This is a genomic window from Blautia sp. HA8986 (assembly GCF_056504635.1).
In genome coordinates, this window is the sequence record NZ_JBWLUQ010000001.1 from 297885 (window position 1) to 314919 (window position 17035).

At 42.3% G+C, this 17035-nt stretch carries 17 protein-coding genes; 15 read left to right on the top strand and 2 right to left on the bottom strand.

Annotated elements, in window-relative coordinates:
• The first annotated feature begins 93 nt into the window (after positions 1–93).
• From AC04Q4_RS01280 to AC04Q4_RS01290, 3 genes are all read left to right on the top strand, one after another.
• Positions 94–2862, top strand: a complete 2769-nt coding sequence (locus AC04Q4_RS01280; RefSeq protein ID WP_476388336.1) for a choice-of-anchor D domain-containing protein — start codon at positions 94–96, stop codon at positions 2860–2862.
• 225 nt (positions 2863–3087) lie between these two features.
• A complete protein-coding gene (htpG, locus tag AC04Q4_RS01285) occupies positions 3088–5139 on the top strand; it encodes a molecular chaperone HtpG (protein ID WP_173738982.1) in 2052 nt (683 codons plus the stop codon).
• A 298-nt stretch (positions 5140–5437) separates the two neighbouring features.
• Entirely contained in the window at positions 5438–5776 is a 339-nt protein-coding gene (locus AC04Q4_RS01290) for a sporulation initiation factor Spo0A C-terminal domain-containing protein (protein WP_173738983.1), read from the top strand.
• Here AC04Q4_RS01290 and AC04Q4_RS01295 read toward each other — a convergent pair whose 3' ends face one another.
• Positions 5777–6280 carry a DUF5721 family protein gene (locus tag AC04Q4_RS01295; RefSeq protein WP_173738984.1) on the bottom strand — a complete coding sequence of 168 codons (504 nt, stop codon included), beginning with the start codon at positions 6278–6280 and terminating at the stop codon, positions 5777–5779.
• Positions 6281–6439: 159 nt separating this feature from the next.
• Between AC04Q4_RS01295 and AC04Q4_RS01300 the strand changes: the two genes are divergently transcribed.
• Both AC04Q4_RS01300 and AC04Q4_RS01305 read left to right on the top strand, forming a co-directional pair.
• Positions 6440–7279 (top strand): DegV family protein, encoded by an 840-nt coding sequence (locus AC04Q4_RS01300; RefSeq protein ID WP_173738985.1) that lies wholly within the window; start codon positions 6440–6442, stop codon positions 7277–7279.
• Between the two features lie 81 nt (positions 7280–7360).
• Positions 7361–7615, top strand: a complete 255-nt coding sequence (locus AC04Q4_RS01305) for a hypothetical protein (protein WP_173738986.1) — start codon at positions 7361–7363, stop codon at positions 7613–7615.
• A gap of 277 nt (positions 7616–7892) precedes the next feature.
• On the opposite strand, the gene AC04Q4_RS01310 is transcribed toward AC04Q4_RS01305, so the two are convergent.
• Positions 7893–8093: a cold-shock protein gene (locus AC04Q4_RS01310; RefSeq protein ID WP_015525894.1), complete on the bottom strand. Its 201-nt coding sequence runs from the start codon at positions 8091–8093 to the stop codon at positions 7893–7895.
• Between the two features lie 313 nt (positions 8094–8406).
• On the opposite strand from AC04Q4_RS01310, the gene AC04Q4_RS01315 reads away from it, so the two are divergent.
• From AC04Q4_RS01315 to AC04Q4_RS01360, 10 genes are all read left to right on the top strand, one after another.
• Entirely contained in the window at positions 8407–9699 is a 1293-nt protein-coding gene (locus tag AC04Q4_RS01315; RefSeq protein WP_173738987.1) for a dihydroorotase, read from the top strand.
• A gap of 2 nt (positions 9700–9701) precedes the next feature.
• Positions 9702–10628 carry an orotidine-5'-phosphate decarboxylase gene (gene pyrF, locus AC04Q4_RS01320; protein ID WP_476388337.1) on the top strand — a complete coding sequence of 309 codons (927 nt, stop codon included), beginning with the start codon at positions 9702–9704 and terminating at the stop codon, positions 10626–10628.
• Positions 10629–10643: 15 nt separating this feature from the next.
• Positions 10644–11438: a dihydroorotate dehydrogenase electron transfer subunit gene (locus tag AC04Q4_RS01325; protein WP_173738989.1), complete on the top strand. Its 795-nt coding sequence runs from the start codon at positions 10644–10646 to the stop codon at positions 11436–11438.
• Positions 11435–12340 carry a dihydroorotate dehydrogenase gene (locus AC04Q4_RS01330; RefSeq protein WP_330594922.1) on the top strand — a complete coding sequence of 302 codons (906 nt, stop codon included), beginning with the start codon at positions 11435–11437 and terminating at the stop codon, positions 12338–12340. The genes AC04Q4_RS01325 and AC04Q4_RS01330 overlap by 4 nt, the downstream gene beginning before the upstream one ends.
• 144 nt (positions 12341–12484) lie before the next feature.
• A complete protein-coding gene (pyrE, locus tag AC04Q4_RS01335) occupies positions 12485–13159 on the top strand; it encodes an orotate phosphoribosyltransferase (protein ID WP_119240341.1) in 675 nt (224 codons plus the stop codon).
• A 77-nt stretch (positions 13160–13236) separates the two neighbouring features.
• Positions 13237–13389, top strand: coding sequence for a hypothetical protein (locus AC04Q4_RS01340; RefSeq protein ID WP_173738991.1), 153 nt, complete (start codon positions 13237–13239; stop codon positions 13387–13389).
• A gap of 66 nt (positions 13390–13455) precedes the next feature.
• Complete coding sequence (locus AC04Q4_RS01345; protein WP_173738992.1) at positions 13456–13929, top strand: VanZ family protein; 474 nt, start codon at positions 13456–13458, stop codon at positions 13927–13929.
• A complete protein-coding gene (locus AC04Q4_RS01350; RefSeq protein ID WP_476388338.1) occupies positions 13913–14227 on the top strand; it encodes a hypothetical protein in 315 nt (104 codons plus the stop codon). The genes AC04Q4_RS01345 and AC04Q4_RS01350 overlap by 17 nt, the downstream gene beginning before the upstream one ends.
• A gap of 4 nt (positions 14228–14231) precedes the next feature.
• Positions 14232–14834, top strand: coding sequence for an HD domain-containing protein (locus AC04Q4_RS01355; RefSeq protein ID WP_476388339.1), 603 nt, complete (start codon positions 14232–14234; stop codon positions 14832–14834).
• Complete coding sequence (locus tag AC04Q4_RS01360; protein ID WP_476388340.1) at positions 14821–16908, top strand: aminopeptidase; 2088 nt, start codon at positions 14821–14823, stop codon at positions 16906–16908. The genes AC04Q4_RS01355 and AC04Q4_RS01360 overlap by 14 nt, the downstream gene beginning before the upstream one ends.
• Positions 16909–17035: the final 127 nt, after the last annotated feature.

Consider the following 17035-nt stretch of genomic DNA (forward strand, 5'->3'; position numbering starts at 1 on the left):
ATTAAATATGATAAACTTGCATCAGCAAACAGAGAGCTCTGCGTATGAATTAGAGATACGGGGAGAAAAAATTGATGTAAAGGAGGAAGGAATATGAGGAAAAACAGAGTACTGGCAATTGTGATGGCTGTGCTTATGGTGATGACTCTGATTCCGTCTGTGGTGTTTGCGTCAGCAGCTCCGTCAGGAGCTTTGGATGGAACACTTAAGATCAAGGGGAGCGCAGCTGTTGGAACAACATTAAGCGCCGATTATTCAAAAGTGAAACCGGAGGGGATCACAGATGATCTTGTAGATTTTTCATGGTCACTGAAAGATGGAGATCTTCTTACAGAGGTCAGCACAGATAAGAGCTATAAGATTGATGAGACCGCAGTTGGACTTCCGATTGTCCTTAAGATAACAGGAAAAGAGGATAAAGGAATCAGCGGAAGCCTTACAGCTACAACATATGAGGTTTCTGAGACAGAGGAAGAAGCTAAGGCTTTTGCTGAGCGGAAGAAAGAAGAAGCCAAAGATTCCGGAAAAACGGAAAAAGCAGCAGATTCAGAAGACAGCAGTTCAGAAACAGATCCTGCAGACAGTGCTGATACAGAAGCTGCCGGTGAAACTTCCGGTGAGACCGAAGAAAACAGCGGATCCCAGAATGACAGCAGTGAGGAAGCTGGCACAGATTCCCAGGAATTTTCTTATTCCGCAGAAATAACTACAGAAGATGGAAGCGGTATTCTGGATTTTGGCTCTGCAGAAGAGGGATATACAGTAATTCCGGATGCGCAGTATGTTTCCATTAAGAATACCGGAACTGGTGAACTGAACTTCAAAAACATGTCGCCGGATCATTTCATGGTGGCGGATATCGATGACCAGCCACTGAAAGCCGGGGAGACCACAACTGCATGGATAGTACCAAGAGAGGGACTTTCTGTCGGAGAATACAAAGATACTATTACTTATGAAACAGAAGAAGGAGTAAATATATCTTTTGAAGCTGATTTCACAGTAAAAGAGGCTCAGAACACAGATCCGGGAGAAATACCGGATTCCGGAAAAGATCAGGAAAAAACATATAAGCTCAGTGTGGCAGATGATAATTCAGAGCTTACTTTTGATACCCTGACAGAAGGATATGAGGAACTGGAAACACGTACAGTTACCATTTGTAATGATGGATCAGAAAATGTAACACTTGTACAGCCGACAGCAGATCATTTTGATGTTACACCGGTAACTTCAGTGGAAACAGAGGGAAATATCCAGCTTGCATCCGGAGAAGAGCAGATGTTTACAATACAGCCGAAGAAGGGTCTTTCTGCTCAGAGCAATCCTTATGAAGATGAAATTGTTTTTTCTGTCGAAGAAGATGAAGCAGCCAGAGCAACAGTAACTGCCAGGGTGAGCGTAAAGGAAGCTGTTAAAGAGGAGCCATCTGTGAGTGTGGATCCTGCTGAATGGGATTTCGGCAGCCTGGAACAGGGATATGATACAGCTCCGGAGGCAAAGACGATCACTGTCACCAACACAGGCACTGTGGCTGTTCGTCTGGCACAGCCGACAGCTGTCAATTATGAAGTAGGAACGATCACGTCAGAAGTTATCAATCCTGATGAGAGTGCTTCATTTACAGTACAGCCGAAAACCGGCCTTTCCGCAAATCAATACAATGGCAGAATCAGTGTAAAAGATATTGATGGCAATACACTGACTTCGGTTTCTGTATCTTTTGCAGTGACAGAACCACAGCCTGTATACGATCTCTCCATCAGTCCGGAGAGCCTTGAATTTGGAACTTCTGAAGAAGGATACAAGAATGCACCGGCAGTGCAGACTGTTACAGTAACAAATACAGGAAATACCAGCATTACGCTGAAGCAGCCAGGGAGTGATTATTATATCATTGGAGAGCTTTCTGCATTGGAGCTTTCCACAGGCAGCAGTGCAACATTTACCGTACAGCCTAAGAACGGACTTACTCAGGGTGAATATCTGGAAGATATCAGTGTTTTCAACAGTGGAAACGTAAGCTGCTATGTGAATGCTCATTTCAGCGTTTCCAAGAAAACAGTTACTGCCAATAATCTTACAGGAATCAAAAAGCCATCAGACATCAAGGATCTTCCTAATGGAACTGAGAAATCTCAGAAGGCACTGAAACTTCCATCAACAGTGAAGATCACAACAACAAAAGGTGAAACGAAAGCATCTGTAAAATGGGATGTAAAAGGTTGTTCTTACAACCCGTCTTCTGCTGACAGGCAGATTTTTAATGTCAAAGGTACTGTTATACTTCCGGATGGAGTGAAGAATCCGGATAATATCAGTACTGTTATTGCCGTGAGTGTCACAGTAAAAGCATACAAAGGTACTCAGGCCAAAGAAACAGAGAATAAGATCACAGGTATTGATGCCAATGGCAAGTATGATACAAACAGCAAGATCACATTTACAGCGGTTGGCGCAGGTATGGATAATGAAAGCCCGAAGAAGGGAGATACAAGATATCTGCCGGGAAGCTGGAAGATCACAGAAACACGTACCTGGGATGCAGCTCCGTATACTGCTACTTTCCGTGTAAGCAAAGCAGGACAGTATACTCTTGCTGTTACGTTTAAGCAGCAGAAATACAATGGTTCAAAATGGGAGAATACAGGAAGCGAATCTTCCAAAAAAGTTACTTTTAATGTATCACAGGCAGCTAGTGTGACTGCAACAATTACACCAAATCCTTCTGTTACCGGAACAAATAAGAAATCAGCAGTACAGACAGGAGATAGTACACCAATCGTTCCATTTGCGATCATTCTTGTAGCTGCAGCTGCGTGCATTGGCGGAATCCTTGTGTACCGAAAAAATAAAAAATAAAACAGATAACGGATAAACCAGCATCCCTGCATGAAAAATGCAGGGATGTTTTTGATATGTAGAACAGAAGATGTGAAAATTGTTACTAGCACTCAAAATTGGCGAGTGCTAAATTTTGCTTGACTTTTGCAAAAAGTCGTATTAGTATATATTTATTAAAAAAACAGAAACAAGTTTCCGGTTCGCCGGAACATAAGGAATAAGAACAAAAGGAGAGTGACATACATGTCAGCAAAACATGGAAGTTTATCAATCAACAGTGAAAATATTTTCCCTATTATCAAGAAGTGGTTATATTCAGACCATGATATTTTTGTAAGGGAGATGATCTCAAACGGATGTGATGCGATCACCAAACTGAGAAAACTGGAAGTTATGGGTGATTACACATTCCCTGATGGTTACAAGCCAGCTGTCAATGTTATTGTAGATCCGGATCAGAAGACTCTGAAATTTATTGATAATGGTATCGGTATGACAGCAGATGAGGTAGAAGAATATATTACCCAGATCGCTTTTTCCGGTGCTACAGAGTTCCTTGAGAAATATAAGGATAAGACAACAGATGATCAGATGATCGGACATTTCGGACTTGGATTCTACTCTGCATTTATGGTAGCAGATGAAGTACACATTGATACACTTTCCTATAAAGAAGGCTCCGCACCGGTTCACTGGACCTGTGATGGCGGTACAGAGTACGAGATGGCAGATGGAAATAAGACAGTACCGGGGACTGAGATCACACTTTTCCTGAATGAAGAGAGCCTGGAGTTTGCCAATGAATACCGTATGAGAGAGGTTATTGAGAAATACTGTTCTTTTATGCCGGTAAACATCTACCTTTCCAAAGCTAATGCAGAGCAAGAATATGAGACAATTGATGAGGCAGATCTCCGTGAGGATGATGTGGTAGTTGAGCACATTCATGAGGAAGCTAAGACGGAGGAGCAAGAGAACGATAAAGGTGAGAAAGAAGTCGTAGAAGTATCTCCTGCAAAAGATAAAGTAAAGATCAATAAACGTCCGGTATCCTTAAGTGATACCAACCCGCTGTGGATGAAACATCCGAATGAATGTACAGATGAAGAGTATAAAGAATTTTACCGCAAGGTATTTATGGATTACAAAGAGCCGCTGTTCTGGATCCATCTGAACATGGATTATCCGTTTAACCTGAAAGGTATCCTGTATTTCCCGAAGATCAGAACAGAGTATGATTCCATTGAGGGAACTATCAAACTTTACAACAACCAGGTATTTATCGCAGATAATATCAAAGAAGTTATTCCGGAATTCCTGCTCCTTCTCAAAGGTGTGATCGACTGTCCGGATCTTCCACTGAATGTCTCTCGTTCTGCCCTGCAGAATGATGGTTTTGTAAGAAAAATCTCCGAGTATATTACCAAGAAAGTTGCGGATAAGCTTACTGGAATGTGCAAGACTGACAGAGAATCCTATGAGAAATACTGGGATGATATCAGCCCGTTCATTAAATTCGGATGCATCAAAGATGCTAAATTCGGAGAGAAGATGAATGATTATATTCTCTTTAAGAACCTGGATGGCAAATATCTCACTCTGAAAGACTGCATTGAAGAGAACAGGAAAGAAGAGATAAAAGAGGCAGAGAAAGAATCTGAGGAGAAGGCATCTGAGGAAAACAAGAAGGAGGAAGCTCCGAAGACAGTTATCTATTATGTGACAGATGAGGTTCAGCAGAGCCAGTATATCAATATGTTCCGGGAGGCAGGCAAGGATGCTGTGATCCTGAAACATGTGATCGATTCTCAGTTTATTTCTCATCTGGAACAGCAGGATCAGACTGTACAGTTCAAGAGAATTGATGCAGATCTGACAGAAGAACTTCGTGAGGACGGCGAGACAGATGAGACTACAGTTAAGACGTTGACAGATGTATTCCGCAAGAACCTCGGTAAAGATAAACTGGAAGTGAAAGTTGAGAAACTGAAAAACGAAGGAACTGCAGCGATGATCACTCTTCCGGAGGAGAGTCGCCGTATGCAGGATATGATGAAGATGTATAATATGTACGGAATGGATCCGAACATGTTCGGCGGACAGGAAGTACTGGTACTTAATGCTAATCATCCACTTGTAAAATTCGTAGCTGAGAATCAGGAATCCGAGCATGTTCCGGTGATCTGTGAGCAGCTTTATGATCTGGCTATGATGAGTCATAAACAGCTTTCACCAGAAGAAATGACAAAATTCGTCAAGAGAAGCAACGATATTCTGATGGTTCTTACAAAATAAAATGATTTTTTCGAAAGTCTCTTGTCCGGTGATGGACAAGAGGCTTTTTTATGTCGAAAAAAGCAGATATTTTTTATACAATATGCGTATCTTTAACACAATTTCTGCGATTTGATGTAATATACTGCGCATAACAGAAAAATAAGGGAATGAAATAAAATTTGTAGCATATCAGCCTTCGAATATTATCTTAAGTATATATATAAAATAAATTTTCAGAAGAAAGCGAAAAATATATATAAAAGTCGTATTATATATGAGGGAATATTCGAAAAAAAAGAAAAGCGGAGGAAAATGTATGAAAAAAATATACGGTTTAATAAGAAAGCTTGGTGCGAATTCAAAATATAAAGGGTATTTTTTTACAGCAGATGCCATTCGCATGACAATGACCTATCAGGAGAAACCTCTGCGGATCACAAAAGATATCTATCCGAATCTGGCTAAAAAGTATAAATCCACACCTACCAATGTAGAGCATGATATCCGTACACTGGTAAATGTCTGTTGGGAAGGAAATCGAAAGTTCCTGGAGGAGATAGCAGGATATTCACTGAACTACAAACCAACTAACAGTGAATTTATTGATATGCTGGCATATTATCTGCTTGAAATGGAAGAAAGTGAAAGCGCCTGATCAGAGCTGCTCAAAGAGTATCTGGTTCTGATCAAGGAAATGGAGGATCATGTCATCCCATAGCTGTTCCGGACGTTTATCCATAGAGAAAGTCCGGAGAGAAAGTCCGGTAGTACAAAGGAGACTATTGTTTTTGAACTGAAGGTTCAAAAATAAGCCGTCAATTTGTTCAGAAGAAATTCCCATATCTGTATTTCGCACTGCGGCTTCCACACCGCTTCGACTTAAATGAAGTACAATCTTGAAACTCAGCGGGGTGCGCTTCCCACGTATCACAGACCAGCAGAAAGGTCGGATATCCTTCCAAAGTGAGTGAGTCCGTCCATGTTCTGTGATTTTATTCAAACTGTCTGTATCAAAAAAATCTTTCAGAAGTCTGCCGTCAATACTAAAAGTATTAAAAGTAGTTATGGAGGCTTCCGTCAGACAGAATTTGTCAAAAACTTCTCCTATAAAAAGTTTGTTGGTAAAATCCCGGATATCGGTGATCTTCAGTGCCAGCATGTTACACTTCCTTTCGTTTGTAATCGCATGTAGGGATATTATAGCTCAGATAAAGAAAAAAGAATAGACTTTTTAAAAAACTCTTTTCAAATACGTGTTTATGTGATACCATAGATGTGGTATTAAATACTACATATAATGGAAAAGAGGACGATATAATTGAGTTATAAGATTACGATAGATAGCTGTGGAGAACTTTTGAATGAATGGAAAGAGGACGAGAGAGTAGAATCTGTACCGCTTACCTTGATGGTAGGCGATGAGAGTATCATAGATGATCAGACCTTTGATCAGAAGAGCTTTCTGAAAAAAGTTGCGGAGTGCCCGGAATGCCCGAAATCTGCATGTCCGTCTCCGGAATGCTATATGAAGGCATATGAGAATGAAGCAGAACATATTTATGCTGTGACTCTTTCTTCCGAGCTGAGTGGTTCCTATAACAGTGCAGTATTGGGGAAAAATCTGTATCTGGAAGAACATCCTGAAAAGAAGATACATGTTTTTAATTCCAAGTCAGCATCCGGTGGCGAGAGTCTGATCGCTATGAAGATCATTGAATGTGAGAATAAGGGACTTTCTTTTGAAGAGGTTATTAGTACAGTAGATGAATATATTGAAGAAATGAGCACTTTTTTTGTACTGGAGAATCTGGAAACCCTGCGTAAGAATGGCCGTCTCAGCAGAGTGAAGGCTCTGGTTGCCAGTGCATTAAAGATCAAACCTGTAATGGGATCCACACCAGAGGGGAATATCTGCCAGCTGGATCAGGCCAGAGGCATGAACAAGGCTATCGTCAAGATGGTAAATCACATTGGTGAGAAAGGAATCAATATCCAGTCCAAGACAGTTGCTATTACACACTGCAACTGTCCGGAGAGAGCAAGGATGCTGGAAGAAGCCATTCGTGAGAGACTGAACCCGGCCAATATCGTAGTGATGGATACTGCAGGCGTCAGCAGTATGTATGCCAACGATGGTGGAGTGATCGTAGCAGTATAATAACGTGAACTCTTTACTTTTCTTTTGGAAACAGATGTGCTATAATAGACGAAGTATTTGAACCGGCAAAGGAGAAAGACAATGAGCCAGAAGAAAGTTGATAAATATAAGAATAGCAAATCTACACGTACCAGTGCCATGAAGAAAGAACGTGCGGAGTTTGTTCTTGAGATGGCAGCATGGATTCTGATTGCAGCTTTATTTGTAGGATGGATTGGCTATTCTGCTTATACGAAGATCCAGGCTAAGGAGAACAGTGTTAAAGTAGATACAGTAATGGATACTTCTGCACTGACCGATTACATTTCCGGTCTGTCCACAGACAGTGCAGAATAACAGGATCGCCTGGAAAATAAGCAGCGGTCAGCGAAGAACAAATATAAGAAAATCCCCGGGGTGTTCAGAAATTATCCTCCAGAGAATGGTTTGTTTTTGGGGAGGATGGTTCAGCATTCCGGGGGATTTTTATATTTAATGCAGGGAATAATGTAAAGCGGCAATGGTAAAACAGCAGTAAATATCAGAACGGATCATATATTAAAAACGGGACTACTCATATGAGCAGTCCCGTTTGACTTATACGTTTCTTATGGTTATAGATTTATCTGATAAATTATAACTTTGTAACGTTAGCAGCCTGCATTCCGCGTGCGCCTTCTGTTAAGTCGTAGGATACAGCCTGTCCCTCCTCGAGAGATTTGAAGCCCTCACCGTTGATAGCGGAGAAGTGTACGAATACGTCCTGTCCGTCCTCACCTGTGATAAAACCATAACCTTTTTCTGCGTTGAACCATTTTACAGTTCCCTTGTTCATTTTGTGTTACCTCCATAGAAATAAAAAAGTTAAAATAGCCTTCTGATGATAATAAAAAATCACCAGATTTTACAGACTATATTCATGTAAATATAATCTCTAAAAACTAGTGATTTTACATTAAATATCTTGCCATGTTCTGATTATATAACCCGTGTTTTGAAATGTCAAGGAGAAAATTCCAACAATTTCCGCGCCCAAAAGCACTCAGAAATCCTTTGTAAAAAAATTCTTTATAAAAAGAGAATTTTCGTGTATGATATAATAGAATATATTATAAATACTACTATAAGAAGATGAGAGGAGAACATAAATGGGGATTCTGATTCAGGGAGGCCGGATCGTGGATGCGGCCACAGATACAGATAAAACAGGCGATATTTATCTGAAAGACGGAATCATCACGGAGATTGGACAGAAACTGAAGAAGAAAGACGGCGACATAGTAATCAATGCAAAGGGACTTTTGGTAATGCCGGGAATCATTGATCTTCATGTACATTTCCGTGATCCGGGACAGACACATAAGGAAGATATCATGAGCGGTTCTGCAGCAGCAGCCCGCGGTGGTGTGACAACCGTAGTTGCCATGCCCAATACAACTCCCACCATCGACAATCCGGACAGAGTAAATTATGTACATAACAAGGCTGCACAGGTATCAGGTATCCATGTACTTCAGGCCGGGGCTGCCACGAAAGGCGAGAAAGGAACAGAACTTGCAGACATCAAAGGAATGGCAGAGGCTGGAATTCCGGCTGTTTCCGAGGATGGAAAATCTGTAATGAATACAGCACTTTGTAAGGAAGCTATGAAGATTGCGGCGGAATGTGGTATTCCGTTTTTTGACCACTGCGAGGATATCGATCTCCGCGGTGATGGATGTATGAATGATGATGAGAATGCCAGAAGACTGGGACTTCCGGGAATCTGCAATGCAGTGGAAGATACTATCACAGCAAGGGATATCATTCTTGCGCTTGAAACAGGCGTACATCTTCACCTCTGCCACTGCTCCACATACGGAGATGCCCAGATGATGAAGTTCGTAAAAGAAAAAGGCTACGACAACATTACAGCAGAAGTATGCCCGCATCATTTTATTCTTTCTTCTGATGATATTAAGACAGATGATCCGAATTATAAGATGAATCCGCCTCTTCGTACACCGAAGGATGTGGAAGCGCTGAAACAGGGCCTTAAGGACGGTACGATCCAGGTGATCAGTACAGACCATGCACCGCACAGTGCCCAGGAGAAAACAGGATCCATGAAGAACACACCATTTGGCATCGTGGGAATTGAGACAAGCCTTCCGCTTACCTACACAGAGCTGGTTGAAAAAGACGTGATCACCCTAAAGCAGATGGTAGAGAAGATGTGCCTGAATCCTGCGAAGATCTTAGGTCTTGAAAGCGGTACTTTGCAGAAAGGTCATCCTGCAGATGTGATCATCGTAGACACAGAGCATGAATATGCTATTGATAAGAAAAAATTTGTTTCTAAAGGACATAACACACCGTTTGACGGCTGGAAAGTAAAAGGAAAAGTTCTTTATACTATCTGTGACGGAAAAATTGTATTTAAAAACCAGGAGGAGAAATAATTATGATTAACAAACTGATCAGCAACATCCGAAAAACAAACGCACCAATCGTTGTAGGACTGGATCCTATGCTGAACTATATTCCGGAACATATCCAGAAGAAAGCTTTTGCAGAATTCGGTGAGACACTGGAAGGTGCAGCAGAGGCAATCTGGCAGTACAATAAGGGAATCGTAGATGCAACATATGATCTGATCCCGGCAGTAAAGCTGCAGATCGCAATGTATGAGCAGTTTGGAATCCCGGGACTGGTTGCATACAAGAAAACAGTAGATTACTGTAAGGCAAAAGATCTGGTAGTAATTGGAGATATCAAACGTGGTGATATCGGTTCCACATCTGCAGCTTATGCAGTAGGACATCTTGGCCATGTGCAGGTTGGCTCCAAGAAATATGCAGGTTTTGACGAAGATTTTGCAACAGTCAATCCATATCTTGGATCTGATGGTGTGAAACCTTTCATGGATATCTGCAAGGAAGAGAAGAAGGGTATCTTTGTACTGGTTAAGACATCCAACCCGTCAAGCGGTGAGTTTCAGGACCGCGAGATCGACGGTCGTCCGCTGTATGAGCTGGTTGGTGAAAAAGTTGCACAGTGGGGTGATGAGCTCATGGGTGACGGCTACAGCTATGTTGGCGCAGTTGTTGGAGCAACTTATCCGGAAATGGGTAAAGTATTAAGAAAGATCATGCCAAAAACATTTATCCTTGTTCCTGGATACGGTGCACAGGGCGGAAAAGGTGCAGATCTTGTTCATTTCTTCAATGAGGACGGACTTGGTGCTATCGTAAACTCCTCCAGAGGAATCATTGCTGCATACAAACAGGAAAAATATAAAGAATTTGGCGCAGAGAATTATGCAGATGCTTCCAGACAGGCTGTAAAAGACATGATCGCAGATATCAGCGGCGCATTGGAGAACAGATAAAACAGGAGGCATCATATGAGCACATCAGAAATCAAAAAAACAAAAAGATCCTGTAAGATCATCAGTCAGGAATGTATTGGAAAAGATATCTACAGTATGTGGCTGAATGCAGGTGAGATCGCGAAGAACGCAGTTCCGGGACAGTTTGTCTCTCTTTACAGCCGTGACGGAAGCAAGCTTCTTCCCAGGCCGATCAGTCTCTGTGAGATTGATAAGGAAGAAGAAAAGCTGAGACTGGTATACCGTGTTACAGGCAGGGGAACCGGTACAGAAGAATTTTCCGGACTTCATGCAGGGGTACCTATCGAGACACTTGGGCCTCTTGGAAACGGATTTCCGCTGGATGCAGTCAAAGGAAAAAAAGTATTTCTCATGGGCGGAGGAATCGGAATCCCGCCAATGCTTGAGACAGCGAAACAGCTGGATGCAGAGAAAACAATGGTTCTCGGGTACAGAGATGAGCTGTTTTTAAATAAAGAATTCGAAGCTTACGGTGACGTATATGTGGCAACAGAGGATGGATCTGCCGGAACAAAGGGAAATGTTATGGATGCGATCCGAGAGAATGGTCTTGAGGCAGATGCGATCTTTGCCTGCGGTCCTGCACCGATGCTCCGCGCAATCAAGGCTTATGCCCTTGAGAAAGGGATTCCGTGCTGGATTTCCATGGAAGAGCGAATGGCCTGCGGTGTAGGTGCATGTCTGGCCTGTGTGTGTAAGTCCAAAGACGTGGATTCTCACTCTCATGTACACAATAAGAGAGTCTGCAAGGACGGACCGGTATTTTTAAGCACGGAGGTAGAGTTATGAGCAAAATGAATGTAAATCTTGCCGGCGTAGAACTTAAAAATCCGGTGATGACAGCTTCCGGAACATTTGGTTCCGGAACGGAGTACAGTGAATTTGTAGATTTAAATAAACTTGGTGCAGTTGTAACAAAGGGCGTAGCCAATGTACCATGGCCGGGAAATCCAACACCAAGAGTAACAGAAACTGCTTCCGGGATGCTCAATGCCATCGGGCTTCAGAATCCGGGAATTGATGTTTTCTGTGAGAGGGACATTCCGTTTCTCAGGAAATATGATACAAAAATTATTGTCAATGTCTGCGGAAAATCCACAAAGGATTACTGCGAGGTTGTAGAACGTCTTGGAAATGAGCCGGTAGATATGCTGGAGATTAATGTTTCCTGTCCGAATGTTAAGGAAGGCGGAATCGCTTTCGGTCAGAATCCAAAAGCTCTTGAGGACATTACAAAAGAAGTAAAAAAATATGCAAAGCAGCCGGTGATCATGAAGCTGAGCCCAAATGTAACGGATATTACAGAGATGGCAAAAGCGGCAGAAGCCGGCGGTGCAGATGTTCTTTCTCTGATCAATACACTGACAGGTATGAAAATCGATATTAACAGACGTACTTTTGCCCTGGCGAATAAGACCGGTGGAATGTCCGGCCCGGCTGTAAAACCAGTAGCAGTCCGCATGGTATATCAGGTTGCCAATGCAGTATCTCTTCCGATCATCGGAATGGGTGGAATCGCAACTGCTGAGGATGCACTTGAATTTATCATGGCAGGGGCAACAGCAGTTTCTGTAGGAACAGCTAATTTTTTCAATCCTTATGCAACTGAGGAGATCGTGGAAGGAATCCAGACATTCCTTGAAAAACAGAATGTGGAAGATATCAATGAGCTGATCGGTGTTGTGAAATAATTGTGTGCTGTCAGCAGAATTGCAATTCTGTTACACATATGTTAGAATAAACCCGATATCAGTGATGTGCTTATGTTTATTATATAGCAGAACGGAATACAGATTCGCTCTGAAGCATATGAGAAAATATGGAGGATTATACAAATGGAACAGTATAAGCAGGAATTTATTGAATTTATGATCGACTGCAATGTCCTGAAATTTGGAGATTTTGTTACCAAGTCAGGAAGAAAGACCCCGTTTTTTGTAAATACAGGATTTTACCGTACAGGAGCACAGCTGCGCAAGCTTGGACAGTATTATGCGAAGGCAATCGAGAGCAAATTCGGCCTTGATTTTGATGTGCTTTTCGGACCGGCTTACAAGGGTATTCCCCTTTCTGTAGCAGCAACAATGGAGATCAGTGAGATGTATGGTAAGGATATCCGTTACTGCTCCAACCGTAAAGAAGTCAAGGATCACGGAGATAAGGGAATTCTTCTTGGAAGCCCGATTCAGGATGGAGATAAGGTTGTGATTATCGAGGATGTTACAACAGCCGGAACTTCCATTCAGGAGACACTTCCGATCATCAAGGCACAGGGAGACGTAAATCCTATCGGTCTTGTTGTTTCTGTTGACCGTATGGAGCGCGGACAGGGAACCAAGAGTGCCCTGAAGGAGATTGAGGAGAAATATGGCCTTGAGACAACAGCTATCGTAACTATGGCTGAGGTTGTAGAGCATCTCTATAATAAAGAGTATAAAGGTCGTGTTGTGATCGATGACAAGCTGAAAGCTGCCATTGATGCATATTATGAGGAATATGGTGCAGAATAATAATGCACTATACAATGCCTATGTAATAAGAGAGCCGCGGATTCCGAATGTCCGCTTGAACTGGGAGGACACAGCTCATGAATGAAAAAATATATAAAACCATGGCGAGCAGCGGGGCAGGAAGCCTTGCACTTGGTATTGTCGTTCTGGTGACGGGGCTTGTCACAGGAATTCTGATGATCGTAAACGGTGCGAGACTGCTCAAAAGAAAATCAGACATATTGATATAAAGAGATAACTGAAAAGCCGCACGCAGCTTCGTGTGGCTTTTCGGATTATTTAAGCAGGGGAGACTATTGAATAAAGGGACAAAACGCAGGGTGAAAAAACTCGGCACAGTTTTTTTTGTACTGTATGTTCTTATCCTGGTATACCTTCTGTTCTTTTCGGAAGGATATGGACGGGTAGCACAGGCGGAGAGAGAATACCGTTATAATCTTGTCCCGTTTGTGGAAATAAGACGTTTCTGGACATACAGGGAACAACTGGGAATGTTTGCGCTTTTTACAAACATTTTCGGGAATGTGCTGGGATTTGTACCCTATGGATTCGTTCTTCCGGTGATTGCCAGAAGAATGAGAAACGGATTTTTTATCATTTTATCTGGATTCTGCATCAGCCTGAGTGTGGAGGTGATCCAGCTTATCACAAAGGTTGGATGTTTTGATGTGGATGATATGATACTGAATACTCTGGGCGCAGCACTGGGATATGGAATCTATGCAGTCTGCGAAATTTTTAGGAGAAAACATAATGGCAAGAAGATATAGATATGCATTTGCAAAAAAGAGAGAAACGGCCAGGGGTAAGCTGTCAGTCGGCCTGGCAGCTGCTTCCTTCGGGCTATTTGCTGCGGCAGTGGTGCTTGAACTTTTTCTTGATGGAAAAATGGGCGGGCTTATCGGAGGTACAGGCTTTTTTGCAATGCTTCTTTCTGTATACGGCTTCGCAATGGGGCTTTCAAGTTTTTCAGAAGAAAACCGAAAACACAGAACCAGCATGATCGGGTCCATCTTAAACGGTGTGATCATGGTTATTTGGCTGGGACTTTTTTTATCAGGAGTATGATCAGATGGATGAAAAAGAACGTTTAAAAAAACAGCTTGATTTTATTCTGGAAGTAGATAAAGTCAAGAATATCTTTCGTCAGACATATCTTGCTGACGGAAACAGAAAAGAGAATGATGCGGAACATTCCTGGCATCTGGCACTGATGGCAGTGCTTTTGAAAGAATACTCCAATGAAGAGGTGGATCTTGGAAAAGTAATTCCTATGGTACTGACTCATGATCTTGTAGAGATCGACGCAGGAGATACCTATGCCTACGATGAAAAAGGTGCGCAGACAAAAGATGCAAGGGAGCGCAAGGCGGCAGAGCGGATTTACGGGATTCTTCCGGAGGAACAGGGAACATGGCTTAAAGAACTCTGGGAGGAATTCGAGGCTTACGAAACCCCGGAAGCGAAATTTGCCCATGTTCTGGACAACTGCCAGCCGCTTTTCCTTAATGATGCTTCTAACGGAAAGAGCTGGGAAGAACATCAGGTAAAAAAGAGCCAGATCTACAAGCGGAACAGGAAAACAGGAGAAGGTTCAGAAGCAATCTGGGAATATATGAAAGAACTGATCGACAAGCACATTGCCATGGGGCACGTGATCGATGATGAGAAATAAGATGGGAGATGAGAAATTGGACGAATGTATGAAAGAGCGTTATGAATTGGCGGAAACAAGAATCCGTGAGATCATAACGGAAAACACAGTAAAAGAGCCATTTGGAACTTTTTTCCGAAAAATGGCAGAGTTTCTTTCTATGGCAGCAGATGTGATGGATGAGGATGATGCAGAATTTTCCATCAAAGAGTTAAAGGAACGCAACTATCGGTTTTATAAAGATATCCTTCCGGAGAACTATGAGAACAGCTATGGCAATCCGGCTTATGCTGTAAAAAAGCTGGGAGATTGCGGAAAAGCATTCAGTTTTCTGTATGCGGAGCTTATGGGAGTAACGGCATATTCCCATGAAAAACGACTCTGGGATATGACTGTATCCATGGAATTGTTTCTGGAACTGTATTCTGCATTCTGTGAGGAGGAGCTTCCGGAAGCTTCTACAGTAGAAGGAATCTTACGTTCCTATGTAAATGATTACTGTCAGGATATGATGGAGCAGAGAATCCGTGAAGGCGTTGATCCAAAGATTGATTTTGCAGCAGATATTATCATGAATTCCGATCTTTCTGATCTCAGATATCTGTATAAATATGGAGAATATGTTTCAGAGAATGAGATCGGCGTGGCAGAATTCCTGAATTCTCTTTCCCAGGATGAGATTGACAAGATGGCATCTACTTATACAGAAGGATACAGGATCGGTTTTATCACGGGACGCAAGGATATCACGAAGAAAAAAACAGTAAACATCCGCTACAGTCTTGGGTTTGAGCGAATGGTAAAAGCTGCTATCATTCAGTTCAGGAAGATTGGACTGGATCCGGTGATCTACCGTCATGCAGTACATGCGGTAAATAAGAGAGGCTCTGTCCGTGTGGGATATACTGGCGGCGTGGCAAATCCTCAGTATGATTATGATCACCGTCAGGACAGTGCACTGTTTCTGGATGGAGATTTTGTGCAGCGCAAACTTCGTGCAATGCAGACATCCTACGAGAAATATAAAGATCTGGCCAATGTACATGGCGGTCCGGCCTGCATCGATACTTTCGGTGAAGCTCCGTTTTCACCGGTAAGCAAACCCGAAGCCTATACATTAAATGAAACACAGCAGAAACTGCAGACAGAACTGGATAATGAGTCAGGACAGATTGTAAACCGCTACATCAAAGGCGATGAGAGAAGTTTTACCATTATCGCATATCCTGTTCCTGAGATCGGCGGCAATTATGAAGAAATCTTCCGTGAGATCGTGAAGATCAATACACTGGATTATCATCTCTACCAGGAAATCCAGCAGACGATCATCAATACACTGGATACCTGTGAGTGGGTGGAGGTTAAGGGACGTGGAGATAATGACACAGATCTTCTGATCCATCTGCATGAGATTTCTGATCCGGAAAAACAGACAAATTTCGAGAATTGTGTAGCTGACGTGAACATTCCGGTAGGTGAAGTATTTACTTCTCCGCAGCTTGCAGGAACAGGCGGTATCCTTCATGTGAAAAAGGTATATCTCAACGGACTTCAGTTCCGTGACCTGAAGCTTGTTTTTGACTGTGGACAGGTAATTGATTATACCTGCTCCAATTTTAAGACAGAGGAAGAGAACAGAAAGTATATCGAGGATAATATCCTTCACCATCATCCGAAGATACCGATGGGTGAATTTGCCATCGGAACCAACACTACAGCTTATGTGGCTGCAATGAAATATGGAATTGCTGACAAGCTTCCGATTCTTATTGCAGAGAAGATGGGACCGCATTTTGCAGTGGGTGATACCTGCTATAGCTGGTCAGAAGACACACCTGTATATAATCCTGATGGAAAAGAGATCATTGCCAGGGATAATGAGATTTCTGAGATGCGTAAAGATGATGTAAGTCTTGCGTATTATGGATGTCATACAGATATTACCATTCCATATGATGAGCTTGGCAGTATCCGCGTGATCGATGATGAGGGCGAAATGATCTCTATTATTGAGAACGGAAGATTTGTGCTCCCTGGAACAGAGGAATTGAATAAGCCTTTTAATCATCTTCCATTAAATAAAAATATAAGTTAATTAGTAAATTTACAGTTTTCCCGTTCGTATTGACAGAAAATGAGATTGTACGTAGAATAACCATAACAGCCGCAGTCAGTAAAGCGGCAGACAACACACAAACGAATGTAAGATGTACCACGAAAGG